A 23,386-nucleotide genomic window follows, 5' to 3' on the forward strand; every position below is an offset into this window, starting at 1 on the left:
AAATCAGTTGCTCTACCAGCTGAGCTATAGGGGCACTGGGCGACCGTTTAAGCGACGTTTTCGCGCGGCGCAAGACCCAGATCGCCCCCTTTTTGCAGCAAAATGGTTTCGTCAGTCGACAATCGCGCCTATGTTGGCGCAAAGACTAGATAACATACCCAAAACAGGCACATTTTATGCAGATCGTCTTTCACATCGGCGCGAATTGCACGGATCAAGATCGGCTGCTTAAATCCCTCCTCAAGAATGCAGAAAGCTTTGCAAAACAGGGCGTTAAGGTTCCCGGCCCTGGGAAATATCGCCGTCTGATCCGCGAGACGATACAGGCCCTCAACGGGGCTCAACCTGCGGGCGATGCGCGTGAGATCATGCTCGATGCGATCTTGGACGACGAACAATGCAACCGTCTGGTCATGAGCCATTCGAAATTTATGTGCGTGCAGCGCCGCATTTTCGAAAACCGCGTCTTTTATGAACTGGCCGAACAAAAGCTTTTGGGACTGGCGAGCCTGTTTGCCGAAGATGAGCTTGAGATTTGTTTGGGGATTCGCAACCCCGCGACATTCCTGCCCGCCATCCACGATGGCAGCGGGATCGAACAATTCGATGATTTCATGCGCGGTATCAGCCCGGCGGAGGTCCGTTGGTCCGATCTGGTCGCGCGCATCCGCACGATCCTGCCCAACGCCGCCCTCACCGTGTGGTGCAACGAGGACACGCCGTTGATCTGGGCGCAACTGATCCGCGAACTGGCGGGCGTGGACCCATTAACCAAGATCACCGGCGGCTTTGATCTTCTCAGCACGATCATGTCGCCCGAGGGGATGAAACGGTTTGTGGCCTACCTCAAGGCCAATCCGCCCCAGACAGAACAGCAGAAACGTCGCATCATCGCAGCCTTTCTGGAACGCTATGCGCTGGATGATGAGGTCGAGGATGAAATCGATATTCCAGGTTGGACCGATGACACCGTGGCCTATTTGACGGCCCTTTACGAAGACGACATCGACCGCATCGCGCGGATGCCGGGGGTGAATTTCATTGCCCCCTAGATCACGTTCCTTCATGCAATGCGACGTCTTCAGCACCCGACCGACCGGGGGCAACGGGCTTGCGGTGGTGCTGGATGGGACGGATTTGACCGACGGTCAGATGCAGGCCTTTGCACGTTGGACGAATCTGGCGGAAACGACCTTTGTTTTGCCCCCCACGGACCCTGCAGCGGATTATGACATCCGCATTTTCACCGCATCACGCGAACTGCCGTTTGCGGGCCATCCGACCCTTGGCACCGCGACCTGTTGGTTGGCGGCGGGCAATACGCCAAAGGAGGCAGGCACCCTGCGTCAGAACTGCGGCGTGGGGCTGGTGGATGTGGACCTGACCGGCGACACACCGGCCTTTGTCGCCCCGCCTACCAAAATCATCCCCCTGCCCGATGGTCGTTTGGATCAGATCGCCCATGGTCTGGGCCTTGATCCTGCCCGCATCTTGGGCCACGCGCTGTTGAACAATGGCCCCGAATGGCACGCCATTGAAATGGCCAGTGCGGACGATATTCTGGCCCTGTCTCCCCGTGATTTCACCCCAATTTCGGGCATTGCCGTGGGCCTGATCGCGCCCCATCCGGCGGGTCCTGTTGCCTTTGAAGTGCGGATGTTTTCCATGTGGTCGGGATTGATTGAGGACCCGATCACAGGGTCCCTGAACGCGGCCCTTGCCCATTGGATGCAATCCCAAGGCCGCGCGAAACAGCCCTACACCGTGGCCCAAGGCACCCAGATCGGACGCGAGGGCCGTGTCCATGTCATTCCAGACAAAAACGCACCGGACGAAGGCCCGATGCGCATTGGTGGTCATACAAATATCCTGATCGAAGGGCACGTGACCCTTTAAGCTGCGCTGGGATTACATCCCACGACGGCAAAGGGAATTACATTCCCAGCGCTTCTTTATACATGTCCAAAATCGCCTCTTCTTCGGCGATGTCGTTGCTGTCGCGTTTGCGCAGCGCGACCAGCTTGCGCATGACTTTGGTGTCGTAACCACGGCCCTTTGCCTCGGCCATCACTTCTTTTTGCTGCTCCGCGATGTCCTTTTTCTCTGCATCCAGACGTTCGATGCGTTCGATAAATTGGCGCAGTTCGTCTGCGGTCACACGGTAGCTGCTGTCGGATCCAAGATCGGTGCTGTCGGACATTGAGAAGCCTCACTCATAGGGTCAAATCGGGTTTCCCCTTCCCTATCGCCACCACTTGGCTGGGGCAAGCGGTTGCGTGCGCGGCGGCGTCAGGTTACGGGACGGTCAAGCAACTGAAAGGCGCAGATATGGAACTTTTGATTGGCATCGGCGCGGTCATTTCCCTTCTCGGGATCGCGGGCATCATCGTCAGCATCGTGCAAGTGCGACGTGCCAAAAAGACCGCCACCGACGACGCCGACCTAAAGGCGCGCATCCAAAAGGTGCTGCCGCTGAACCTTGGCGCGTTTCTGGTGTCTGTCATCGGGTTGATGTGCGTGGTCGTGGGCGTGTTGCTGGCGCCCTAATTCAAGGCGTCAAATCCGGACGCCTGTTTGATCGCCTCATCCAGCACCTCAGGCACGGCCCAAAGGTCGTTGTCTTCGGCCCAGCCGCGCATGTCGCGCCGCAGGGCGATCAGCCCGTCCGTTTGGGCCGCCCGCATAGGCCCGCCTTTGCGGCGTGGAAAGCCCAAGCCATGCACGGCCAGAACGTCCACATCTGCAGGGCGTTGCACCGCCCCTTGGGCCACGCAGGCCCCGCCTTCAGACACCATGGCCGCCACGATCCGGCGCGCGATATCTGATGTGTCCGGCCCCGCGTCGCGGCCACCAAAGGGGCCCTTGCGAAACCCGTAGCTGACCATCGCGCCATCGACCTCTGCCTCGCTTATCCCATCTGCCACAAGGCTTTGTGCAGCCCCGTGCATGGCCTTTTGCAGACGTGCGACCGCCGCCTTGCCCATGGGGGCCACCGTGCGGAAGCTGCCGTCCTTGCGTTCAATCAAGGCGTCATCGGTGCGCCGTTCTGCGGTGAACATATGGCGCAGCGCCACCGATTGGGGATGCGCCAGACACCTCTCAAAGGCGTCCGCTTCGAATGCAAGGCCCGCGTCAAACGGCAGCAGTGCTGCCGCCTCGACGCAATCAATCACCCGTTGCGGCGCATGAAGCGGGTTTTGCGCCAAAGCGGCGCGCGCCGATGCCACAGCGTCAAAATGGGCCTTGGCATCCGCCATATGCCCCCGTTCCAGCCGCGTCGGGCGCGGCCCCTTGCCCTGCGCCACCAAGCCTTGCGCAAATCGAACAGCACCGGAGGCCAGATCGCCCTCAACCACACCATCCAACAGGCCGACCCGCCGCGCCACATCGGCCTCAATCGCGCTGGTCGACACCATCAACTGCATGGCCTTTTCGGCCCCGATCAGACGCGGCAGCCGTTGCGTGCCGCCCGCACCAGGAACCAGGCCCAAAGCCACTTCGGGCAGGCCCATGCGCGTTTTGGCAGCCGCCAGCCGGTAATGGCCGGCCAACATAACCTCAAACCCGCCACCCAAGGCCTGGCCTTGTGCGGCCACCACCACAGGTTTGGTCAGATCCTCAATCAGGGTGCACAGCTGCGGCAGACTGGGCTGGCCCATGTCGCCGCCAAATTCGGAAATATCTGCACCTGCGGAAAAAATCGCCCCCGCGCCCAGCAAGACGGCTGCGTTGATATGGTCTTCTTTAGCGATTTTCTGAAAGGCCGTCCAAAGGCCCGCACGCATGTCTTGCGACAACGCATTAACGGGCGGCGCATCCAAGGTGACCACTGCCACACCGTCCAAAACCCGAAACCGCACCCGCCGCGCCATGTCGTCACCCTTTGGTCGAACGCCGGAGGGCGGCGTTCATCTTAAGCGCTACAATGGCGTCCACGCGCCGAAAGGGAAAGGCAAAGTTGACGTGAGGGTCGTGGATCAGGCGCAAAACACCTCATAGAGGCGTTCCAAGATCGGCGTGACCCGCGGATCAGACAGTTTGTACCGGACCGACCGGCCGTGCCGTGTGGCCTCGACCAGACCATCGGCGCGCAGTCTGGCCAGCTGGCTGGACACATAGGCCTGCGACGCGCCCACGGCCTGTTCCGACTCGCCCACGCTGCGCTCGCCCTCAAGAAGGATGCACAACAGACGCAAACGCTGCGGGTTCGCCATGATCTTCAGCAGATCGGCGGCCTCTTGCGCGGCGGCATCCAGCGCCTCGGCGGCTTCGGCCGGTGTAAGGCCTTTTTTGGTAAACATGCTGTCCATATGCAGCCCCTAACGGGAAGGTGAAAGGTGTTCAAGATCAAGCACTGGACCCTTACGCCACATCCCCCTAAAACCCGTGGCATGGATATTCGCCCCCTCACCGACCGCTACACCGTGTCCCCGCAAATCAATCCCGAAGACGTGGCCACGATTGCGGCTGCGGGATATACGACACTGATCAACAACCGCCCCTGCGAAGAAATCCCGCCGTCCCATCAAGCCGATGTGATGGCCGAGGCCGCAAAAGCCGCAGGGTTGGACTACGTGGTTTTGCCCATCACCCATGCGACCTTGGGGCCTGATCTGGCCGCCGAACAAAAGGCCGTTTGCGATACGGCAACAGGTCCCGTCTTTGCCTATTGCGCATCGGGCACCCGCTGCACCTTGGTGTGGGCGCTGGGTCAGGCCGGGGAAAGACCGGTTGAGGACATCATAAGCGCGGCCGCCGCACAGGGCTATGACATCGCCATGATGCGCAGCCAGCTTCGCGCCTTGGCTGAAGGCTAAACCACCCCGTCTTGCACTGTTGCGTCGTCCGGCGGGACAGGGTCTGACGCGCCTCCAATGCCGGATGTGCCTTCAATGACGGCTGGGCCAGCCGTTTGCACCGGTGCCGCGCGGACACCCATGTCATCCTCCATTGCCAAGGTCGGTTGTTCCAGACGCACCGCACGTTTGCCCGCCGTTTGGCCCAGCCGCGCCATGGCCAACACGCCCCCATCGGGGCCTGTCAGCATCACCGACCCCACGGTCGTGCCTGCCATGGGGACCACTTGGCCCACCTCAAACGCCTCAATCTGTTCGATCGGCATCCGCATGTGGCACAGGACGGCGTCCAACTCAGCCTCCGCCTCACTCACCGAGGCGTGGAGTGCGCGCCGCCAGCCTTCCTGCCCCTCACCCGAGCCGTCGATCTCCACCTTGGGCAGGCGCATGGTAAAGATAATCTCCCCCGCGATATCATCACCGCCAAGGTGCAAGGCCACCCGCCAGCGCAGATAGCTGCCCTGCACCATGACCAGGCCGGCGGTGCGCAGATCATCAATCGGCGCCACGTCGTATTCCGCCGGATCAACCCGCCCCGCACCAAAGCCGACCTCGGCCATTTGGGCCAGCAACGTGTCCGCAAAGGGCACCATCAGGGCCGCATCCGTGCGGGTCACGCGGCGTTGGTCTGCGGCGACGGGCAGCAACATGCCCGTGGTCTGCATGTCCACCAAGGCTTGGCGCACCACCGGATCAATCAGCATCAATCCCGACAGACCCGCCGTGGCACCATCGCGCAGGCCCAGCACGACCCAACCGTCGGGGCCGTCTTCGATCATCGCCTCAACCTCACAGCGGTCCTCGGCGATGTCCTGCACTGTGGCCGACAAAGACAAAGCCCGATCCGCCGCCCGCGACAGCGCGCGTCGCATCAGCCGCAAGGGCGACGCAGGATCAGCGACAGCCACGGCGGGCGGTGCCTCAAGTCCCATTTTCTTGGCTAAAACAGGGTTCATCGCAATCATCTGTGGGGGTCCGGAACACAGCTCATGCGCCGTGCATAAATCCGACACCTTACAAACCCATTAACGATGCTACTGCGCGGCCATGGTTTGCGCCTGCGGCAAAGTCACCCGAAACGCGGCCCCGCCTTGGGCGGGCACATAGGTTACATCCCCCCCCAAAGTGCCCATAATCTGGCGGCAAATCGCAAGGCCCAGCCCCGCGCCCCCCGCCTTACCTTCATCTTCAAGCCTCGAGAATTTCTCAAAAATCATCGACTGGCTTTCCGCAGGAATCCCAGGACCGTTGTCGACGAAATCCACCACACAACGCCCGCCAAGCTGGCGCACAATGATCTTAAGCATCGGGGCCTCTGCCACGGCATATTTCGCCGCATTGCTGATCAGGTTGATGAACACCTGCGCCAGCCGTTCGGTATCGGTATAAACCTCAACCACCTCATTGGGCCGCCTGCGCGAAATCGTCAGCGCGTCCTGATCTACGCCGGATGCCATCACGGCGCGGTCCAGAATATCCTCAAGCGTGCCGCTGCCCATGTTCAACTGCACCTGCCCGCTTTCAAGCACACCAAGGTCCAGCAAGTCATCCAGCAGCCGCGTCAGACGGTTCGTTTCGTCATGAATGATGCCTGCAAAGCGTTTGCGGGCATCGTCCTCAACCTCCCGATCGCGCAAAATGTCGGAGAACGACCGGATCGACGTCATGGGCGTGCGCAATTCGTGACTGATCTGGCTGAGGAACGCGTCCTTTTGAATGGACACCGCTGTCAGCTTGTCGTTGGCCTCACGCAGGGCGCGGGCGGTGCGGTCCTGTTCGGCGGACTTCGCCTCAAGCCGGTTGGAATATTCCATGATCTGTGCGGTTTCATCGGCCACCGCGATCAGGTCATCAACGCTGACCATCTGCCCTTCGGTCAGCTGGCCGATCATAGCATGGGCCGTGGCGGCGCCCACGGACCCCGACAATTCGCGTTCCAGCTTGCCGATAAATTCCGGCGTCACATCGGGCAAAAAACCGGCCTTGCCTTGCGCCTGCGCTTCGGCCTGAAACAGCCCCTGCGCCTCGGCGCCGCCCAAGATGCGCTGCGCCATGACCAGCAGGTCTTCGGCCTGGGCAGCCGATTGCGACCACGTGCGCGCACCGCTGGAATAGTCGAACACATTGACAAATTGCGCCCCCTGAAGCCGTTCGAGAGGATTGGGGAAGGTCAGGATCGACACCACCACAAAGGCGCCGGTGTTCAAAAACATCGACCAGAAGGCCGCATGGACCAGCGGGTCCATCCCTTCGATCCCGAAAAGCGCTTGGGGCCGCAGCCAGCCAATCCCGAAGGGGCCGATTTCAAACACCGCACGGCTGAGGGCGGCGTCCACGCCGAAGCTGGGCAGAAACTGCGTCCAGCCCCAGACCAAAAACCCCACCGACAGACCCGCCCCCGCGCCCCAGCGGTTGGCCCCGCGCCAAACCACGCCACCTATCATGGCAGGCAACACCTGAATAACCCCTGCAAAAGATACCAAACCAATGGCCGCCAACGCGGTCCCGCCGCCCGACAGGCGGAAATAGATATAGCCAAGCGTCATGATCACCGCGATGGACACCCGCCGCGACACGACGACCACGTCGCGCACATCGCCAGACACCATCGCCCCCGGCGTGCGGGAATTGAGCCAGCTGGGCACCACAATGTGGTTGCTGACCATCGTGGCCAACGCCAGCGTCGCCACGATCACCATGGATGTCGCCGATGAAAAGCCCCCCAGAAACGCCAAGATCGCCAGCCCCTCACGGCCCTGCATCAAGGGCACAGTCACCACGAACAAATCGGGGTTGGCCCCCGCCGGCATCATATCAAGACCCACGACGGCAATGGGCACGACAAAAAGGCTCATCAGCAGCAGGTAGGCCGGAAAGGCCCAGCCTGCCGTGCTCAGATGCCGTTCGTCCGAGTTCTCGACGACCAGCACCTGAAACATCCGTGGCAGACACAAGAACGCCGCACCCGACACAAAGATCAGCCCGACCCAGCGGCTGGGCTCTGGCGCCCACGTGGCCTGTGGGGAGGCGTCGATCAGCGCCAGCGTCGGGCCAATGCCCCCCGCGACACCCCAGACGACGAAGACGCCCACGGCCAGCAAGGCCACCAGTTTGACCACCGATTCCACCGCAATGGCCAGCACGATCCCGTGGTGACGTTCGTTGGCGTCCAGATTGCGCGTGCCGAACAGCACCGTGAACACCGCCAACCCGATGGCCACCCACATGGCGGCCCCGTTGAAATCGCTGGCCTCCCACACCTCACCGGACCCGGCGGCGAAGACGCCGATGGATTGGGTGACAGATTGCAGCTGCAGGGCGATGTAGGGCGTGGTGCCGACGATGGCCAAAACCGTGACCATGCCGCCCAGCACCGTGGATTTACCAAACCGTGAGGAAATCAAATCCGCAATGGATGTCAGACGTTGAGACCGCCCGATCCGCACCAGTTTGCGCAACAGCCACCACCAGCCGATCATCACCAGCGTCGGCCCCAGATAGATCGTCAGAAATTCCAACCCTGACCGCGCGGCATAGCCCACCGCGCCATAGAACGTCCAAGCGGTGCAATAGATGCTCAGCGACAGCGTGTAGATTGACGACGACCGCAGCCAGCCCGATTGCCCCCGCGCGGCGCGACGTTCTGCATAGAACGCCACCAGAAACAGGAACACCACATACCCAAGCGAGACGAGGATCAGCAGATTGAACGAGATCATTCGCGCACCTGCCCTGTGCCGTCCTCCGCCTCACCCAGACGCAACACGCGATTGATGGCAAAGGCCAGCACCACAAGGACAAACCACAGCCCGAACAGATACAGCATGCCGCTGCTGGTCAGGCTTTGCCCCTCCGCGCCGCGTGGCCACATCAAAGGCAGCGCCATCATGATGGCGGCAAAGACCGGCAGGATACGGGCGCCGTCGCGGATGCGCCTTTGGCGGTAGCTGGATTTGTCCAGAAATTCGACCCGTTTACCGGGCAGCGCGACGGCCTGGGTCGGCTGGGGGTCTGTGTCCTGTGGGGTCACGTGGCCTGCGTGGCCAGCGCGCGCACGCTGTCCAGCACCTCGGCATTGGAAAAGGGTTTGGTCATGAACTGGGTCGCCCCAAGGCTTGTGGCCATTTCACGATCACGGGCCTGACCGCGTGCGGTCAACATCATGACCGGCACCTCGGCGGTTTCAGGGTCTGCCCGCAAGTCCCTCAGAATGTCATAGCCCGACCGTCCGGGCAGCATCACATCCAGTATAATCAGTTCAGGCACGCCTTGGCGCACCTTATCCATAGCGGTTTCCCCGTTGGAATGGGTGTGAACGGTCCATCCATCGCGCGACAGCAGATAGCTGATCGCCTCGATGATATTCGGTTCATCCTCAATCAAAAGGACACGTCTGCCCATTGCCCCTGATCCTCCCCCGCGTGTGGTGATCCGCAGCCCTCTCCCAAAGGCGCGGTCGACGAAGTATCGCCAAACTCACCCCCCAAGTCAAAGCCTGCCTTCAGCCTCCCCCAACAAGCTTGGATGGCGGCGGCTGTCACAGCGGTCAACCGGACACAAACGGCAGCCGGGGCCGACGGGCTCGGCCTCTTGCGTGCCCTTGGCCGGACGCACCAGCATGGTCGCGGCCACACGTGGCTCGCCCCCAAATGACACAGGGCCCACGGGCCCCGCGATGGCGAAACATTCAAAGGCCGTGCGCGCAGCGCCGGGCATCCGGACAACGCGCGCAATGGCGCGCCCCGGCTGGGTCAACGCCTGATAAAGCGGCCAGAGCGGACAACCCGCACCGGCCCGTGGCAGACGGAAATCCAAGACCGGCTTTTGAAACGTCACCACCCCCGCCGCATCGCAAACCGCCAGCCCCATGGGCGGAGGGCTGTCGTTGCCAGCGTCGGGCGGCAAATGGGCCAGACGGCGCAACACGACCTCAAGCGGGACACCAAAGCGCGCCGCCAGCCGTGCCGGATCATAGGCCAAGGCCCGTGCGGCCTGCATAAAAGGCCCCAGCGGCAAAAGAGCGGCATCTGCGCCCGCCTGCGTCACCCAACCCGTCAAAATACCACGCACTGGTTCTTCTAGGTCTGACAAATCCGGCAGGCTCTGTGCCTCGGCCTCGGCCACGTAGTGCCCCCAGCCCGCCATCACCGCATCTGCGACCTCAACCGCGGTGGGCTGCGCATCGCCTCCGGCCTCGATTTCCATATCCAGAAACCCCAACAAGGCTTGCGAACTTTCGGCCAGACGCGCGGAATCCGTGTCGATGTTGGCGTGAAACCGCGCCTGCCAATCATTGTCCAGATCAGGCGTTTCGGCCAGAATGGACGCGGTGGAGCGGATCGCCGTCGCCGTTGAGATCACCTCATGAAGGGAGCCCGCGATCTGGGTGTCATGGGCCAATCGATCGCTCAGCGCTTGGGTTCGCGCTTCAAGCTGGGCGATCCGTGTGGCCTGTGCCGCGATCAGCTGCGCCCAATCGGGAAAGCGCGCGACCAAGGCGTCGGCTGTGGCCCCGTCGGCGCTGGCCTGCGGAAAGGCCGCAGCGGCAGCACGCAGGGGGGCCAAAACGGCCTCGTTTCCGTCTTCAAGCAAAGCGGCTGCATCCACCTGCAACACCTGCGCCAAGACTGCCGTCAGTTGCGACCCGATTCTGCGGCGGTTGTGTTCAATGAGGTTCAGATAGGATGCGGAAATCCCCGCCTCGCGCGCCACATCCGCCTGCCGCAGCCCCAAATCCATCCGTCTGCTGCGCAGCCGCGCGCCTGTTGTTCCCTGCCCTGACATTCACTTTTCCTTAATGAAACGACCCGCTGCTGCAGTGCGGTGTAAACTTCTTTACAAATTTCCGCACCGCGCTGTCTACAAATTTACCAAAATACATTTGGAACCTTCCGCACCGTTGGAAAGTTGCGCCAGCCCCCCTTTACTGCGCTCACGCTACCAAAAGCGTACGCGCACCACGGGCCAGGGAGGCCCCGCGCACAATCTATAGGGAGGACTATATGTCTAAATCTAACTTCACACGCCGCGGTGTCATCAAAACCGGTGCCGTTGGTGGTGCAGCCCTCGCGCTGCCACAGTACCTGCGCGCCGACGGCGACGCTGGTTTCACCAACGCCCCAGGCGACTCTGAGGTTGTTCTGGGCTTCAACGTGCCACAGACCGGCCCCTACGCGGACGAAGGCGCGGACGAACTGCGCGCCTATGAGCTGGCTGTTGAGCACCTGAACGGTGGCGGCGACGGCGGCATGCTGAACACGTTCAGCTCCAAAGTTCTGGACGGTACAGGTATTCTGGGCCGTGAGGTCAAGTATGTGACCGGCGACACACAGACAAAATCTGACGCAGCGCGCGCCTCTGCCCGCTCCATGATCGAAAAAGACGGTGCCATCATGATCACTGGTGGTTCGTCCTCCGGTGTGGCTGTGGCTGTTCAGGCCCTGTGTCAGGAAGCCGGCGTCATCTTTATGGCTGGCCTCACACACTCCAACGACACAACCGGTAAGGACCGCAAGGCCAACGGTTTCCGTCACTTCTTCAACTCCTACATGACCGGTGCGGCCCTGGCGCCTGTGCTGGCTGCTCAGTATGGTACAGACCGTAAGGCCTATCACCTGACAGCTGACTACAACTGGGGTTACACCACAGAAGAAGCCATCGTGTCCTCCACCGAGGCCATGGGTTGGGAAACTGTCAACACAGTGAAAACACCACTGACACAGACAGACTTCTCCTCCTACATCGCACCTGTTCTGAACTCCGGTGCCGACGTTCTGGTTCTGAACCACTACGGCGGAAACATGGTCAACTCTCTGACCAACGCCGTTCAGTTCGGTCTGCGCGAAGCCCAGGCCAACGGCCATAACTTCGAAATCGTTGTTCCACTGTACTCGCGCCTGATGGCACGTGGTGCGGGCGAAAACGTGAAGGGCATCTTCGGTTCCACCAACTGGCACTGGTCCCTGCAGGACGAAGGCTCTCAGGCGTTCGTGCGCTCCTTCGGCACCAAGTACGGCTTCCCGCCCTCTCAGGCGGCGCACACGACCTACGTGCAGACGCTGCTTTATGCGGATGCGGTCACCCGTGCAGGCTCCTTCGCACCATGTGCGGTGGCAGAAGCCCTCGAAGGGTACGAGTTCGACGGTCTGGGCAACGGCAAAACGCTGTACCGCGCCGACGACCACCAGTGCTTCAAGGACGTTCTCGTCGTGAAGGGTAAAGAAAACCCAACATCCGAGTTCGACCTTCTCGAGATCGTGGAAGTCACACCTGTCGATCAGGTCATGTATTCCCCAGATCATCCCCAGATGGGCGGCGCAGAAGCCTCCTTGGGCGAGTGCAACAACGGCGCATAAGCGCATGTTACCCGGGCGCGGCGGTTCGCCGCCGCGCCCACCCGATCATCCCTACATTTCATCGCAATTGAACCGAGGCCACGTCCATGGACCAGATCATCGTTCAAATTCTAAACGGGCTTGATAAAGGCTCTGCCTATGCGCTGATCGCGCTTGGCCTCACTCTCATTTTCGGAACGCTTGGCGTTGTGAACTTCGCGCATGGTGCGCTGTTCATGATGGGTGCGTTTTGTGCCGTGATCCTGTCGCGCATCCTGTCTTCCTCCTACAAGGTGGTGGATGACACGCAGACGGATTTCTTGGGTAACCCGCTGCAAGTGGACGTCTTTTATGTGCAGGACTGGTTCGGTGAAGCCGCAGGCGCCACCATCATGGACTGGGCCGTGCCGCTGGCGATCCTGTTCTCAATTCCGGTGATGATCGCGATTGGCTTCGCGATGGAACGCGGGTTGATCAAGCATTTCTACAAACGACCCCACGCCGACCAGATCCTTGTGACCTTTGGTTTGGCCATCGTTTTGCAGGAAATCATCAAGTATTTCTTCGGCGCCAACCCGATCCAGACCCCTGCCCCCGAGGCTTTCAAAGGCTCGCTCGATTTTGGTGTCTGGCTTGGATACGAAGCCAACGCGATCATGTATCCCTACTGGCGTCTGGTCTATTTCTTCTTCTCAGCGCTAATCATCGCCGGTGTGTTTGCCTTCTTGCAGTTCACCACCTTCGGGATGGTCGTGCGCGCCGGTATGGCGGACCGTGAAACCGTGGGCCTGCTGGGCATCGACATCGACAAACGCTTCACCTTCATGTTCGGCCTTGCTGCCGCCGTGGCCGGTGTCGCCGGTGTCATGTACGCGCCGATTGTGGCCCCGAACTACCACATGGGCATGGACTTTCTGGTCCTGAGCTTCGTGGTGGTCGTTGTGGGCGGCATGGGTTCCCTGCCCGGTGCTGTCGCTGCGGGCTTCCTTCTGGGGATCCTTGAAAGCTTTGCGTCGATGCCCGCTGTGGTCGACGTGCTGCCCGGCATCAACCAGATCATCATCTACCTTGTCGCAATCGTCATTTTGCTGACCCGCCCCCGTGGCCTGATGGGTCGCAAAGGCGTGATGGAGGACTAATCCAATGACCGACCAAACCAACCCATCCGTCACCACAGCCGCCCCCACCGCGCGTCCGCGCGCGGCCTCGGGGGGGATGCTGGGCCTCACCAAGAAAGACAGCACCTTGATGCTGATCGTCTTTGCACTGGTGATGCTGGCGCCCTTCATCCTCAACCCCTTCCCCGAAGGGTCAGCGATGGCGCAGTTCAACGCGGGCTACCCCGATTTGATGCAGCGTTTCGTGATCTTCGGCATCTTCGCCATCGGGTTTAACATCCTCTTTGGCCTGACCGGCTACCTCAGCTTCGGCCACGCCGCTTTCTTGGGTGTGGGCAGCTATGCGGCGATCTGGTCGATGAAGCTGGTGACCCTCAACGTGATCCCCGGCATCGTTATGGCGATTGTCATCGCAGGGGCATTCTCGCTGGTGGTGGGCTTTATCTCGCTCCGCCGCTCGGGCATCTACTTTTCGATCCTGACACTGGCCTTTGCGCAGATGTCCTACGCGCTGGCCTATTCCGTGCTGACCCCGATTACCGGTGGTGAGACGGGCCTGCAGATCAAGAACACCGACAGCCCGCTTTTTGGTGGCCCAACCGATGGCAGCATCGGGCGTGCCAACCTCTTTGGCGCCGAAATGGGCAACTCTTACGAATTGGCTGTGGGCAGCTGGCTGTTCACCTTTAACCTTGGCTACTACATCGCAGGGGCCGCATTGTTGCTGGCCTTCTATCTGTCGATCCGCATTTTCCGCAGCCCCTTCGGGATCATGCTGCGTGCGGTGAAATCGAACCAGCAACGCATGAACTACACCGGCCTCACACCCAAGCGCTACACCCTGTCGGCCTTCGTGATCTCCGGCATGTATGCAGGTCTGGCGGGCGGTCTGATGGTCGCCATGGACACCCAAGTGGGACCGGAACGCATGTTCTGGACCGCCTCCGGTGAGGTCGTGATTATGACAATCCTCGGCGGGGCCGGCACCCTGATGGGTCCGATCCTTGGCGCGGGTTTCATCAAATACATGGAAAACATCGTCTCCAAGATCAACAAGGACATCCTGTACGAATGGTTCGCCGTCCTGCCGGACGGGGCCGAGGACATCATGGTGTCCATCGTCTACCCGTTCATCGGCAAAGGCTGGCACCTGACTTTGGGCATCTTGTTCATGCTGGTCGTGATCTTCCTGCCCGGTGGCCTCGTTGAAGGTGGCCAGCGCATCGCCAACAAATTCCGCCGCAACAAGACCGACGGATAAGGAGAAACATCATGGGAATCCTCACAGTAAAAGGCGTCAACAAGCGCTTCGGCGGTCTGCAGGCCTTGGGCGACGTGAACCTCGATGTGGCAGAAAACACCTGCCACGCCATCATCGGCCCCAACGGGGCAGGTAAATCCACCCTGCTGAACGTGCTGGTGGGCAAACTGATCCCCGATAGCGGATCGGTGGTCTTTGACGGACAATCCGTGCTGGGCCGTCAGCCCCACGAGATCAACCAGATGGGCATCAGCCGCGTGTTCCAGACACCGGAAATCTTCGCTGATCTGACGGTCATCGAAAACATGCTGATCCCGTGTTTTGCCAAACGCGACGGCGCCTTCCGGATGCACGCGATCCAGTCGACCCGACATGAGGGCGACATGATCGAAAAGGCGGAAAGCATGCTCGATGAGGTGGGCATGTTGGACAAACGGGAAATGACAGCGTCGTCCATGTCGCGCGGCGACAAACGGCGTCTGGAAATGGCCATGTGTCTGGTCCAAGACCCGCGCCTGTTGCTTTTGGATGAACCGACCGCCGGTATGGCCCGCGCGGATACGGAAAACACCATTGAGCTGCTCAAAACCATCCGCCGTGAGCGGGGCATCACCATGGCGATCATCGAACACGACATGAACGTCGTGTTCTCCTTGGCCGAACGCATCACCGTTCTGGCCCAAGGCACGCCGCTGGTGGAAGACATCCCCGACAACATCAAAGGCCACCCCAAAGTGCGCGAAGCCTACTTGGGCGAAGCACAGGTCTAACCGGGCAGAGTTTCGAAAGAAACTCTGTCCCCACAAAGCCTCCTTGAGGCTTTGGCCCCCGATCAAGGAACCGACATGACACACGTTGAAGAACTCCGCCCCGAAGGCAAATTCGACAAAAACCGCAACATGGCAGGCACCTCCGCCAAATTCCTCTCTGTCTGGGATATTGAGGCCTATTACGGCGAAAGCTACATCGTCCAAGGCGTCAGCTTTGACATCCATGAGGGCGAAATCCTTGCCCTTTTGGGGCGCAACGGGGCGGGCAAAACCTCGACCCTGCGCACGATCGCGCGGATGGATGACCCCGAACTCAAGCACGGTGAAATCTGGCTGGATCACCAGCCTTTGCACGACATGCGCGCCCATCAGGCCGCACAGGCGGGCATTCAACTGGTGCCCGAGGACCGTTCGATCATTCCTGGATTGACGGTTGAGGAAAACCTGAAACTCGCCCAGATCGCCCCACCCAAAGGCTGGTCCATCGACCGCGTTTATGACCTCTTCCCGCGTCTGCGCGAACGGCGCAATCAGGAAGGTGTGACGCTATCGGGGGGCGAACAGCAGATGTTGTCCATCGCCCGTGCGCTGTGCCGCGACATCAAGGTTCTGTTGCTTGATGAACCTTACGAGGGTCTGGCCCCTGTCATCGTGCAGGAAATCGCCAAAACTTTGGAACTGATCCGCGAACAGGGCATCACCACGGTGATCGTCGAACAAAACGCTGTGGCCGCGTTGAAGCTGGCCGACCGCGCTGTGATCCTCGACATTGGTAAGGTGGTCTACGACGGCTCCGCGCAAGAGGTCCTCGAAGACGAGGCCCTGCGCGCCAAATATCTGGCGATCTGATCCGGCCATAAGACTGCGCCATCATATCTGATCATGGGCGGCCCGCCATGGGCCGCCCCCTGCCCCAAGTCTAAGCACGAGGACCCCATGTCCAACACATACCCCCCCACCGCCGAACAAGCCAAACGCGCCCACGCGGATGCCGAAACCTATGCCGAAATGTACGCCCATTCGATCAGTGACCCCGATGGGTTCTGGGCCGAACAGGGCAAACGCGTTGACTGGATCAGGCCCTACACCAAGGTCAAGAACACCTCATTCCAACCGGGCAACATCGACATCAAATGGTTCGAAGACGGCACGCTGAACGTCTCCGCCAACTGTGTGGACCGCCATGTGGAAACACGTGGCGACCAGACGGCGATCATCTGGGAACCCGATGACCCCAAGGACGATGCGCTGCACATCACGTACCGTGAATTGCAGGGGCATGTGTGCCGCATGGCCAATGTGTTGCAGGAACTGGGTGTGACCAAGGGTGACCGCGTCGTCCTCTATATGCCCATGATCCCCGAGGCCGCCTATGCCATGCTGGCCTGCACACGCATCGGCGCGGTGCATTCCATTGTTTTCGCGGGTTTTTCCCCCGACGCCTTGGGCGCACGGATCAACGGCTGTGACGCCAAGGTGGTCATCACCGCCGACTACGCCCCACGCGGTGGGCGTGCCACGCCCCTCAAATCCAACACCGACGCCGCCCTGCTGCACTGCAAGGACAGCGTCAAATGTCTGGTCGTCAAACGCACCGGTGGGCAGACCACATGGACCGACCGCGATTACAGCTACAACGACATGGTGCTTGAGGCGGACGATTACCAAAAACCGGCCGAGATGAACGCCGAGGACCCACTGTTCATCCTCTATACCTCAGGCTCCACCGGTCAGCCCAAGGGCGTCGTGCACACCACGGGCGGCTATCTGGTCTATGCCTCCATGACCCATCAATACACCTTTGATTATCACGACGGGGACGTCTTCTGGTGTACGGCGGATGTGGGCTGGGTCACCGGCCACAGCTATATTGTCTACGGTCCGCTGGCCAACGGTGCGACCACGATCATGTTCGAAGGCGTGCCCACCTACCCCGACGCAGGCCGCTTCTGGGAAGTCTGCGCCAAACATCGCGTCAACCAGTTCTACACCGCCCCCACAGCCATCCGCGCGCTCATGGGCGCCGGTGATGATTATGTCAAAGGTCACGATCTGAGCGATCTGCGCCTGCTGGGATCCGTGGGGGAACCGATCAACCCCGAGGCGTGGACATGGTATTACAACGTCGTCGGCGGCGGCCGTTGCCCCATCGTCGATACCTTCTGGCAGACGGAAACCGGCGGTCACATGCTGACCCCCCTGCCCGGTGCCACGACCCTGAAACCCGGGGCTGCGCAAACGCCCTTCTTTGGCGTCAAACCAGTGGTGCTGGACCCGCAATCCGGCGAAGAAATCCACGGCAACGATGTCGAAGGTGTTCTTTGCATCGGCGACAGCTGGCCCGGCCAGATGCGCACTGTTTGGGGCGACCATGAACGGTTTGAGAAGACCTATTTCGGCGACTACGCGGGCTATTACTTCTCAGGCGATGGCTGCAAACGGGATGCGGACGGCGACTACTGGGTCACGGGCCGTGTGGACGACGTTATCAACGTCTCAGGTCACCGCATGGGCACGGCTGAGGTCGAATCCGCCCTCGTGGCCCACGCCAAAGTCGCGGAATCGGCTGTTGTGGGGTATCCGCACGACATCAAAGGCCAAGGCATCTATGCCTACGTCACCCTCATGAACGGGGAAGAACCAACGGATGAGCTGCGCAAGGAGCTTGAAACATGGGTCCGGACCGAAATCGGCCCCATCGCCAAGCCTGACTTGATCCAATGGGCACCCGGTCTGCCGAAAACACGGTCCGGCAAGATCATGCGCCGCATTTTGCGCAAGATCGCCGAGGACGATTTCGGCGCTTTGGGCGATACATCGACCCTCGCTGATCCATCCGTAGTGGATGATCTGATCGAAAACCGGATGAACCGGTCGGAGTGATCTGTGGGGCCGGACGAAGGTCTTTAACCAAAAGCCGCGCACCCCGTCGGGTCTGCGCGGCTTTTTTGTGAGGATATAAACCGTTTGTTAAATCCTTTGTGGTGCAAACGATCTGTGGGGGCTCCTTTGTTTTTGTAGGAGCATGATATGGACATTCAATCAACACCGCTTGTGGTGCCTGCACAGGTGGACACAGCCCCCCCGCCCCCAAAACCCGATGGCCGCGCCGTGGCAGATGCCGTAGCCACCAAAGACGCGCGTCAGCCCGACGTGCCCCTGCCGATCCCGGCAACACCGGCGCAAACCGGTTTGGTGAGTGCGGCCGCCCTTAAGGCGGATACGGCACCCGCCAAAGTCAACGCGTCAGACGTGTCGCAGGCGGAACGGACGCTGAAACCCTACGGCGTCAACATGCTGCCCGATGGCCCGGACAAGGCGCAGCAGCAGACCCCCAAAGCGGATAACGACAACCGGCCCGAATAACCCTACGTCATTTTCCCCGCTCCTCGTGCTTTTCTCCTCCGCGCCCATGGTGTAAGGACGTTAAAACTCCGCCCCTGTGCGGGTGATGCCAAAGACAAAGACAGGCAACAGGCCGAGGGAACAATGACCAAGAAAACGCCTCACGACTCCGACGTCACATTCATTCAGGCGCTGGCAGAATTGCTGCGCGAAAACGACCTGACAGAACTTCAGGTCAAACGCGACTATGGCGAAAACGACAGCCTGAATGTCCGCGTCAGCCGTCATCAGCCCCAACAGGTCGTGGCCCAAGTGGCCGCAGCACCTGCCGCTGCCCCAGCAGCCGCTGCAGCACCCGCCGCTGCTGCATCAGCACCTGCACCTGCCGCCGATGCGGACCCCGCAAGCCTGCCCGGCGCCGTGACTTCCCCCATGGTTGGTACGATCTATCTGGCCCCCGAACCGGGTGCTGCGAACTTCGTCAAGGTCGGCGATGCTGTGTCCGAAGGCGACACGCTGCTGATCATCGAAGCCATGAAAACCATGAACCATATCCCCGCGCCCAAGTCCGGCACGGTGAAGCGGCTCTTGATCGAAGATGGCGCACCGGTCGAATTCGGTGCCCCCTTGATGGTCATCGAGTAAGGTTCAGATATGTTTGACAAAATCCTCATCGCGAACCGTGGGGAAATCGCGCTGCGCGTGATCCGTGCGTGTCGCGAAATGGGCATCGGTTCTGTCGCGGTGCATTCCACGGCCGACGCGGATGCCATGCATGTGCGCATGGCCGACGAAAGCGTCTGCATCGGCCCGCCTGCCTCCCCGTCCAGCTACCTCAGCTTTCCGGCGATCATTTCCGCCTGTGAAATCACCGGCGCGCAGGCGATCCATCCCGGCTACGGCTTCCTCTCTGAGAATGCGCAATTCGTGCAGATCGTTGAAGACCACGGGCTGACATTCATCGGCCCCACCGCCGAACACATCCGCGTCATGGGCGATAAAATCACCGCCAAAGACACGATGAAGGAACTGGGCGTGCCCTGCGTTCCCGGCTCCGACGGGGGTGTGGATACGGTCGAAGACGCGCTGAAAATTGGCGAAGAATTCGGCTATCCCGTCATCATCAAGGCCACAGCCGGTGGCGGCGGTAAGGGCATGAAAGTCGCCAATTCCGCTGAGGAAATGAAATCCGCCTTCCAAACGGCCCGTGCCGAAGGCAAGGCCAACTTTGGAAACCCTGACGTCTACATCGAAAAATACCTCACCACACCGCGCCACATCGAAATTCAGGTGTTCGGCGATGGCAAAGGGAATGCGGTGCATCTGGGCGAACGGGATTGCTCCCTCCAGCGGCGTCACCAAAAGGTATTCGAAGAAGCCCCCGGCCCTGCCATCAGCGCCGAAGAACGCGCGGCCATCGGTAAGGTCTGCGCCGACGCCTGCGCGCGCATCAACTACATCGGCGCGGGGACAATCGAATTCCTTTATGAAAACGGTGAATTCTACTTCATTGAGATGAACACCCGCCTGCAGGTGGAACATCCCGTGACCGAAGCCATCTTCGGCCAGGACCTGGTGCGCGAACAGATCCGCGTGGCGGCTGGCCTGCCCATGTCCTTCACCCAAGACGACCTGCAGATCAACGGCCACGCGATTGAGGTTCGGATCAACGCGGAGAAGCTTCCGAACTTCTCCCCCTGTCCGGGAAAAATCACGCAGTTTCATGCCCCTGGCGGCCTTGGCGTGCGGATGGATTCCGCCCTTTATGACGGCTATTCCATTCCGCCCTATTACGACAGTTTGATCGGCAAACTGATCGTCCACGGCCGCGACCGGCCAGAGGCGCTGGCCCGTCTGGCCCGTGTCTTGGGCGAATTGATCGTCGACGGCGTCGACACCACAGTCCCCCTCTTCCACGCGCTGTTACAGGAGGAGGCCGTGTTGTCAGGTGATTACAACATCCACTGGCTGGAACACTGGCTTGAGGACAACTTGCAGGGCTAGGCCCGACCTAATCCACCGATGAAGGGCGCAGCACGCAGGTGCCGCGCCTTTTGTCTTTGGGGCGGTAATAATCTTTGATCCCCGTGCGCGCGTCTTCTGGGATAGCGTCCCGATCGTGCCATTCGATGTCGTAGGCCAACGCCTCGGCCATCATATCCATCGCTTTGAAACTGCACACGGCCTTCAACGCCCGTTCCTGCCCTTCATATTGCGGGATCGCGTTCAGCACGTTGGAGGTCCGTTCCGAAATCAACATCATGATCGGACCGGGCCGCAGCAGGAATTCACTGTCCACAATCACCAATTTCGGTTTCAGCTTTCGCACCATCTGAAACAGACGGAAGTGATCCATAACGTGGTACAAAATTCCGAAAACCGAAACGATATCATAGGTTTCGCCCCGATCAATTTCGGCCTGCATCCCGTCGAACAAATCGCCCACACGTAAATCCACCCGTGCGGCGAATTCAGCCTCAGGAAAATCCGCGAACTTCTGAACCATATCCGCGCGGCCTTCGATCCCAACGACGGATGCCGCCCCCGCCCCTGCGAAGGCATAGCTCCACCGGCCATCATGGGCGGCCAAATCCAGCACCTTCGCGCCCGCAATCTCATCCGCGTGGGGTGCGATCAGCGCGTCATAGCGCGCGTTCATCCGCGGCACGGACACATCCACGTCTTGGTAATAGGGAAGGTCTGAAATAAAATCGAAAAATGCCATATGCCTGCCCTGCCTTTTGAATAATTATTTTAAAAGGCAGCCGATGATGCAAGACCCTTGGGGCGAAAGGAACGCACATTGACGACGACCCTGACCGCCGAAATGCTGCTGTCTGCCTATGCGGGCGGGATTTTTCCCATGGCCGAACATCGCGGCGATGCGGAACTGTTCTGGGTCGATCCGCGTCTGCGGGGCGTCATCCCGCTGGATGGGTTCCACATCTCACGGTCTTTGGCCAAGACCATCCGCAGGGGGCGCTACACCATCACCTATGACCGCGATTTCGCCGGTGTGGTGCAAGGCTGCGCCGACCGCGAGGAAACATGGATCAACGACATGTTGACCGATCTTTATGGTCAGCTGCATCTGGCGCGCATGGCCCGTTCAATCGAAGTGTGGGAGGACGGCACCCTTGTCGGTGGCGTTTTCGGTATCACCTTGGGCGGTGCGTTTTTCGGGGAAAGCATGTTCAGCCGCAGCCCCAATGCATCAAAAGTGGCACTGGCCTATCTGGTGGACCGGCTGCGTATGGGGGGCTTTGCGCTGTTCGACACGCAATTTATCACGCCCCATTTGGCAAGTCTGGGGGCCATGGAAATCCCACGCTCCGCCTACCGCAAACATCTGACGGACGCTTTGGCGCTGGACGCCCATTTCGACCGGCAGGGCGCGGTGCCCGACGCCTATTCGCTGCTACAGCGCAACGCCCAGACATCATAGCGCGGGTGGTCCAGAGCGTTCAACGCAGGCGCCGAGGCGATCATCCAGCCGCGAAACACAGGGTCCGGCGCATTGTTGTACACGATCGTCAGCAATGTGTAGGCATCGCCTGACCGGTTGCCCGACGGATAGCGGCACTCTGACATGGTGATTTCCATCAGACCGAAGTCTTGCGTCTGGCCACTGCGGAAAGACACATCATCCGTCCGACCGGTGATTTTATCCAAGATCCGCAGCGTCCCACCAGGGGCCGAGGTGGCCTCTTGTGCGGCCACGGGGCTGGCCAGCAGGGCGGCCGCCAGCACAGCAATTTTCAGATTTCTCATGCGCCGTCACGTCCCACAAAAGTCATCAACAGTTGGATCAGGCTGACCGCACCTTGCGTGTCTTCGATCAACGCGCCGTCGGCGTACATGTCAAACGATCCACCCGGCACGATTTCCACGAATGTGCCGCCCAGCAAACCCTCAGATGCCACCACGGCGGCACTGTCGTCGGGGATGGGTACACCCTCTTCGATGGCAAAAACAGCCTCGGCCCGGTAGGTGTCCGTGTTCAGCGACAAGCCGCTGACCGTCCCGATGGACACACCCGCCATGCGGATGTCTGTGCCAACGCTCACACCCTCAGCGGATCGGAAATTCGCGCGCAGTTCTTGGCCCACAGGCCCGCCGCCGAAACCCGCCGCGCCGATCAGGTACCATAGAAAGCCCAAAGCCGCCGCAAGTACGGCGGCCCCGACGATGACCTCTGTGGTGTTCTCACGCATGGGTTATTCCGGGCTCCAAGCCTCATAATCGCTGCGCGGCGATGGGTCAGGTTTGCGAATGGACCCCTTAGGCGCGTAGGCCTGCGCGGTACCTGTCAGGTTCGGCAGGTGCGGCTTTTCCCACGGTTTGTTGGGCACGGTTTCCTCAGATGGGAGTTCATCCCACGTGTGGTGCAACCAGCCATGCCATTCAGGGCTGACGCGGCTGCCTTCGACTTCACCGTTGAAAATCACCCAACGACGGCTCTCATCAGCGTTGGTGTAATAGACGTTGCCGGCCTCATCTTCACCGACCTTTTTGCCCTTGCGCCATGTCCACAGCTGCGTGCCGATGGTCTGGTTATCCCACCAGACAAAAATCCGTTTGATAAAGTTCCCGACACCCATGTGATAAAGGCTCCCTGTGGCTTGTGGTGTACATGCCCGATTGCGCCCCAAAGGTCCAGAGGATCGACACCGCGCAGCAAACCAAAATTCCGGAATTTTGG

The 23,386-nt window shown here is 60.5% G+C and carries 26 protein-coding genes; 14 read left to right on the top strand and 12 right to left on the bottom strand.

Translation table 11 applies throughout. The annotated features are described in order from the left end of the window. Positions 1-176 precede the first annotated feature (176 nt). Positions 177-1,052: a hypothetical protein gene (locus ACTG36_RS05980; RefSeq protein ID WP_375282202.1), complete on the top strand. Its 876-nt coding sequence runs from the start codon at positions 177-179 to the stop codon at positions 1,050-1,052. Between the two features lie 13 nt (positions 1,053-1,065). Beyond that, the gene (locus ACTG36_RS05985; protein WP_375282201.1) at positions 1,066-1,896 is read left to right on the top strand and encodes a PhzF family phenazine biosynthesis protein; all 831 of its coding nucleotides are present in this window, start codon (positions 1,066-1,068) and stop codon (positions 1,894-1,896) included. Between the two features lie 37 nt (positions 1,897-1,933). On the opposite strand, the gene ACTG36_RS05990 is transcribed toward ACTG36_RS05985, so the two are convergent. Beyond that, positions 1,934-2,200, bottom strand: a complete 267-nt coding sequence (locus ACTG36_RS05990) for a DUF2312 domain-containing protein (RefSeq protein WP_375282200.1) — start codon at positions 2,198-2,200, stop codon at positions 1,934-1,936. 128 nt (positions 2,201-2,328) lie between these two features. Here ACTG36_RS05990 and ACTG36_RS05995 point away from each other — a divergent pair, with 128 nt between their 5' ends. Next, on the top strand, positions 2,329-2,547 hold the full coding sequence (locus ACTG36_RS05995; protein ID WP_375282199.1) for a hypothetical protein: 219 nt from the start codon (positions 2,329-2,331) through the stop codon (positions 2,545-2,547). On the opposite strand, the gene ACTG36_RS06000 is transcribed toward ACTG36_RS05995, so the two are convergent. Both ACTG36_RS06000 and ACTG36_RS06005 read right to left on the bottom strand, forming a co-directional pair. Then, entirely contained in the window at positions 2,544-3,872 is a 1,329-nt protein-coding gene (locus tag ACTG36_RS06000; RefSeq protein ID WP_375282198.1) for an enoyl-CoA hydratase/isomerase family protein, read from the bottom strand. The genes ACTG36_RS05995 and ACTG36_RS06000 overlap by 4 nt on opposite strands. Before the next feature lie 105 nt (positions 3,873-3,977). Then, positions 3,978-4,301, bottom strand: a complete 324-nt coding sequence (locus tag ACTG36_RS06005) for an ArsR/SmtB family transcription factor (RefSeq protein WP_439141705.1) — start codon at positions 4,299-4,301, stop codon at positions 3,978-3,980. 36 nt (positions 4,302-4,337) lie between these two features. Here ACTG36_RS06005 and ACTG36_RS06010 point away from each other — a divergent pair, with 36 nt between their 5' ends. Further along, positions 4,338-4,817, top strand: a complete 480-nt coding sequence (locus tag ACTG36_RS06010; RefSeq protein ID WP_375282196.1) for a TIGR01244 family sulfur transferase — start codon at positions 4,338-4,340, stop codon at positions 4,815-4,817. Here ACTG36_RS06010 and ACTG36_RS06015 read toward each other — a convergent pair. The 5 genes from ACTG36_RS06015 to ACTG36_RS06035 all read right to left on the bottom strand — a co-directional run bounded on the left by ACTG36_RS06015 (position 4,814) and on the right by ACTG36_RS06035 (position 10,640). Then, positions 4,814-5,812 carry a FliM/FliN family flagellar motor switch protein gene (locus tag ACTG36_RS06015; RefSeq protein WP_375282195.1) on the bottom strand — a complete coding sequence of 333 codons (999 nt, stop codon included), beginning with the start codon at positions 5,810-5,812 and terminating at the stop codon, positions 4,814-4,816. The genes ACTG36_RS06010 and ACTG36_RS06015 overlap by 4 nt on opposite strands. A gap of 78 nt (positions 5,813-5,890) precedes the next feature. Then, the gene (locus ACTG36_RS06020; RefSeq protein ID WP_375282194.1) at positions 5,891-8,575 is read right to left on the bottom strand and encodes an ATP-binding protein; all 2,685 of its coding nucleotides are present in this window, start codon (positions 8,573-8,575) and stop codon (positions 5,891-5,893) included. Then, positions 8,572-8,886: a hypothetical protein gene (locus tag ACTG36_RS06025; protein WP_439141708.1), complete on the bottom strand. Its 315-nt coding sequence runs from the start codon at positions 8,884-8,886 to the stop codon at positions 8,572-8,574. Before ACTG36_RS06025 ends, ACTG36_RS06020 begins: the two co-directional genes overlap by 4 nt. Continuing rightward, positions 8,883-9,257, bottom strand: coding sequence for a response regulator transcription factor (locus ACTG36_RS06030; protein ID WP_375282150.1), 375 nt, complete (start codon positions 9,255-9,257; stop codon positions 8,883-8,885). The genes ACTG36_RS06025 and ACTG36_RS06030 overlap by 4 nt, the downstream gene beginning before the upstream one ends. A gap of 87 nt (positions 9,258-9,344) precedes the next feature. After that, on the bottom strand, positions 9,345-10,640 hold the full coding sequence (locus ACTG36_RS06035) for a short-chain fatty acyl-CoA regulator family protein (protein WP_375282151.1): 1,296 nt from the start codon (positions 10,638-10,640) through the stop codon (positions 9,345-9,347). Between the two features lie 218 nt (positions 10,641-10,858). Here ACTG36_RS06035 and ACTG36_RS06040 point away from each other — a divergent pair, with 218 nt between their 5' ends. The 9 genes from ACTG36_RS06040 (at position 10,859) to accC (ending at position 20,688) form a co-directional block, all read left to right on the top strand. Continuing rightward, complete coding sequence (locus tag ACTG36_RS06040; RefSeq protein ID WP_375282152.1) at positions 10,859-12,211, top strand: substrate-binding protein; 1,353 nt, start codon at positions 10,859-10,861, stop codon at positions 12,209-12,211. An 86-nt stretch (positions 12,212-12,297) separates the two neighbouring features. Further along, positions 12,298-13,329, top strand: coding sequence for a branched-chain amino acid ABC transporter permease (locus ACTG36_RS06045; protein WP_439141711.1), 1,032 nt, complete (start codon positions 12,298-12,300; stop codon positions 13,327-13,329). A gap of 76 nt (positions 13,330-13,405) precedes the next feature. After that, entirely contained in the window at positions 13,406-14,569 is a 1,164-nt protein-coding gene (locus ACTG36_RS06050) for a branched-chain amino acid ABC transporter permease (RefSeq protein WP_375282157.1), read from the top strand. An 11-nt stretch (positions 14,570-14,580) separates the two neighbouring features. After that, the gene (locus ACTG36_RS06055) at positions 14,581-15,339 is read left to right on the top strand and encodes an ABC transporter ATP-binding protein (RefSeq protein ID WP_375282154.1); all 759 of its coding nucleotides are present in this window, start codon (positions 14,581-14,583) and stop codon (positions 15,337-15,339) included. Positions 15,340-15,414: 75 nt separating this feature from the next. After that, positions 15,415-16,188, top strand: coding sequence for an ABC transporter ATP-binding protein (locus ACTG36_RS06060; protein ID WP_296417414.1), 774 nt, complete (start codon positions 15,415-15,417; stop codon positions 16,186-16,188). 87 nt (positions 16,189-16,275) lie between these two features. Beyond that, entirely contained in the window at positions 16,276-18,222 is a 1,947-nt protein-coding gene (gene acs, locus ACTG36_RS06065) for an acetate--CoA ligase (protein ID WP_375282155.1), read from the top strand. Positions 18,223-18,369: 147 nt separating this feature from the next. Then, a complete protein-coding gene (locus ACTG36_RS06070; RefSeq protein ID WP_375282156.1) occupies positions 18,370-18,705 on the top strand; it encodes a hypothetical protein in 336 nt (111 codons plus the stop codon). 123 nt (positions 18,706-18,828) lie between these two features. Next, positions 18,829-19,329, top strand: coding sequence for an acetyl-CoA carboxylase biotin carboxyl carrier protein (gene accB, locus ACTG36_RS06075; protein ID WP_439141714.1), 501 nt, complete (start codon positions 18,829-18,831; stop codon positions 19,327-19,329). Positions 19,330-19,338: 9 nt separating this feature from the next. Then, positions 19,339-20,688 carry an acetyl-CoA carboxylase biotin carboxylase subunit gene (accC, locus tag ACTG36_RS06080; protein ID WP_375281195.1) on the top strand — a complete coding sequence of 450 codons (1,350 nt, stop codon included), beginning with the start codon at positions 19,339-19,341 and terminating at the stop codon, positions 20,686-20,688. A 7-nt stretch (positions 20,689-20,695) separates the two neighbouring features. Here accC and ACTG36_RS06085 read toward each other — a convergent pair whose 3' ends face one another. Continuing rightward, positions 20,696-21,409, bottom strand: a complete 714-nt coding sequence (locus ACTG36_RS06085; protein WP_439141716.1) for a class I SAM-dependent methyltransferase — start codon at positions 21,407-21,409, stop codon at positions 20,696-20,698. A gap of 102 nt (positions 21,410-21,511) precedes the next feature. Here ACTG36_RS06085 and aat point away from each other — a divergent pair, with 102 nt between their 5' ends. After that, positions 21,512-22,129 (top strand): leucyl/phenylalanyl-tRNA--protein transferase, encoded by a 618-nt coding sequence (aat, locus tag ACTG36_RS06090; RefSeq protein WP_375281198.1) that lies wholly within the window; start codon positions 21,512-21,514, stop codon positions 22,127-22,129. On the opposite strand, the gene ACTG36_RS06095 is transcribed toward aat, so the two are convergent. Genes ACTG36_RS06095 through ACTG36_RS06105 form a run of 3 tightly spaced genes read right to left on the bottom strand, consistent with a single transcriptional unit; the run spans position 22,093 to position 23,285 of the window. Next, complete coding sequence (locus tag ACTG36_RS06095) at positions 22,093-22,455, bottom strand: DUF2155 domain-containing protein (RefSeq protein WP_375281193.1); 363 nt, start codon at positions 22,453-22,455, stop codon at positions 22,093-22,095. The two genes, aat and ACTG36_RS06095, sit on opposite strands and share 37 nt — an antisense overlap. Further along, a complete protein-coding gene (gene mlaD, locus ACTG36_RS06100) occupies positions 22,452-22,898 on the bottom strand; it encodes an outer membrane lipid asymmetry maintenance protein MlaD (RefSeq protein ID WP_375281192.1) in 447 nt (148 codons plus the stop codon). Before mlaD ends, ACTG36_RS06095 begins: the two co-directional genes overlap by 4 nt. Positions 22,899-22,901: 3 nt before the next feature. Next, positions 22,902-23,285 carry an NADH:ubiquinone oxidoreductase subunit NDUFA12 gene (locus ACTG36_RS06105; RefSeq protein ID WP_375281191.1) on the bottom strand — a complete coding sequence of 128 codons (384 nt, stop codon included), beginning with the start codon at positions 23,283-23,285 and terminating at the stop codon, positions 22,902-22,904. Between the last annotated feature and the right edge of the window lie 101 nt (positions 23,286-23,386).

Source organism: Pseudooctadecabacter sp., assembly GCF_965657175.1.
Taxonomy (GTDB): domain Bacteria; phylum Pseudomonadota; class Alphaproteobacteria; order Rhodobacterales; family Rhodobacteraceae; genus Octadecabacter.

Excerpts from the sequence above, each read along its gene's own strand:
- ACTG36_RS06030 (WP_375282150.1), bottom strand. The coding sequence starts at position 9,257 with ATGGGCAGACGTGTCCTTTTGATTGAGGATGAACCGAATATCATCGAG.
- ACTG36_RS06070 (WP_375282156.1), top strand. The coding sequence starts at position 18,370 with ATGGACATTCAATCAACACCGCTTGTGGTGCCTGCACAGGTGGACACA.
- ACTG36_RS06005 (WP_439141705.1), bottom strand. The coding sequence starts at position 4,301 with ATGTTTACCAAAAAAGGCCTTACACCGGCCGAAGCCGCCGAGGCGCTG.
- aat (WP_375281198.1), top strand. The coding sequence starts at position 21,512 with ATGCTGCTGTCTGCCTATGCGGGCGGGATTTTTCCCATGGCCGAACAT.
- ACTG36_RS06020 (WP_375282194.1), bottom strand. The coding sequence starts at position 8,575 with ATGATCTCGTTCAATCTGCTGATCCTCGTCTCGCTTGGGTATGTGGTG.
- ACTG36_RS06000 (WP_375282198.1), bottom strand. The coding sequence starts at position 3,872 with ATGGCGCGGCGGGTGCGGTTTCGGGTTTTGGACGGTGTGGCAGTGGTC.
- ACTG36_RS06015 (WP_375282195.1), bottom strand. The coding sequence starts at position 5,812 with ATGAACCCTGTTTTAGCCAAGAAAATGGGACTTGAGGCACCGCCCGCC.
- acs (WP_375282155.1), top strand. The coding sequence starts at position 16,276 with ATGTCCAACACATACCCCCCCACCGCCGAACAAGCCAAACGCGCCCAC.
- ACTG36_RS06040 (WP_375282152.1), top strand. The coding sequence starts at position 10,859 with ATGTCTAAATCTAACTTCACACGCCGCGGTGTCATCAAAACCGGTGCC.
- ACTG36_RS06035 (WP_375282151.1), bottom strand. The coding sequence starts at position 10,640 with ATGTCAGGGCAGGGAACAACAGGCGCGCGGCTGCGCAGCAGACGGATG.
- ACTG36_RS05985 (WP_375282201.1), top strand. The coding sequence starts at position 1,066 with ATGCAATGCGACGTCTTCAGCACCCGACCGACCGGGGGCAACGGGCTT.
- ACTG36_RS06095 (WP_375281193.1), bottom strand. The coding sequence starts at position 22,455 with ATGAGAAATCTGAAAATTGCTGTGCTGGCGGCCGCCCTGCTGGCCAGC.
- ACTG36_RS05995 (WP_375282199.1), top strand. The coding sequence starts at position 2,329 with ATGGAACTTTTGATTGGCATCGGCGCGGTCATTTCCCTTCTCGGGATC.
- ACTG36_RS06055 (WP_375282154.1), top strand. The coding sequence starts at position 14,581 with ATGGGAATCCTCACAGTAAAAGGCGTCAACAAGCGCTTCGGCGGTCTG.
- ACTG36_RS06085 (WP_439141716.1), bottom strand. The coding sequence starts at position 21,409 with ATGGCATTTTTCGATTTTATTTCAGACCTTCCCTATTACCAAGACGTG.
- accC (WP_375281195.1), top strand. The coding sequence starts at position 19,339 with ATGTTTGACAAAATCCTCATCGCGAACCGTGGGGAAATCGCGCTGCGC.
- accB (WP_439141714.1), top strand. The coding sequence starts at position 18,829 with ATGACCAAGAAAACGCCTCACGACTCCGACGTCACATTCATTCAGGCG.
- ACTG36_RS05980 (WP_375282202.1), top strand. The coding sequence starts at position 177 with ATGCAGATCGTCTTTCACATCGGCGCGAATTGCACGGATCAAGATCGG.
- mlaD (WP_375281192.1), bottom strand. The coding sequence starts at position 22,898 with ATGCGTGAGAACACCACAGAGGTCATCGTCGGGGCCGCCGTACTTGCG.
- ACTG36_RS06060 (WP_296417414.1), top strand. The coding sequence starts at position 15,415 with ATGACACACGTTGAAGAACTCCGCCCCGAAGGCAAATTCGACAAAAAC.
- ACTG36_RS05990 (WP_375282200.1), bottom strand. The coding sequence starts at position 2,200 with ATGTCCGACAGCACCGATCTTGGATCCGACAGCAGCTACCGTGTGACC.
- ACTG36_RS06105 (WP_375281191.1), bottom strand. The coding sequence starts at position 23,285 with ATGGGTGTCGGGAACTTTATCAAACGGATTTTTGTCTGGTGGGATAAC.
- ACTG36_RS06050 (WP_375282157.1), top strand. The coding sequence starts at position 13,406 with ATGCTGGGCCTCACCAAGAAAGACAGCACCTTGATGCTGATCGTCTTT.
- ACTG36_RS06045 (WP_439141711.1), top strand. The coding sequence starts at position 12,298 with ATGGACCAGATCATCGTTCAAATTCTAAACGGGCTTGATAAAGGCTCT.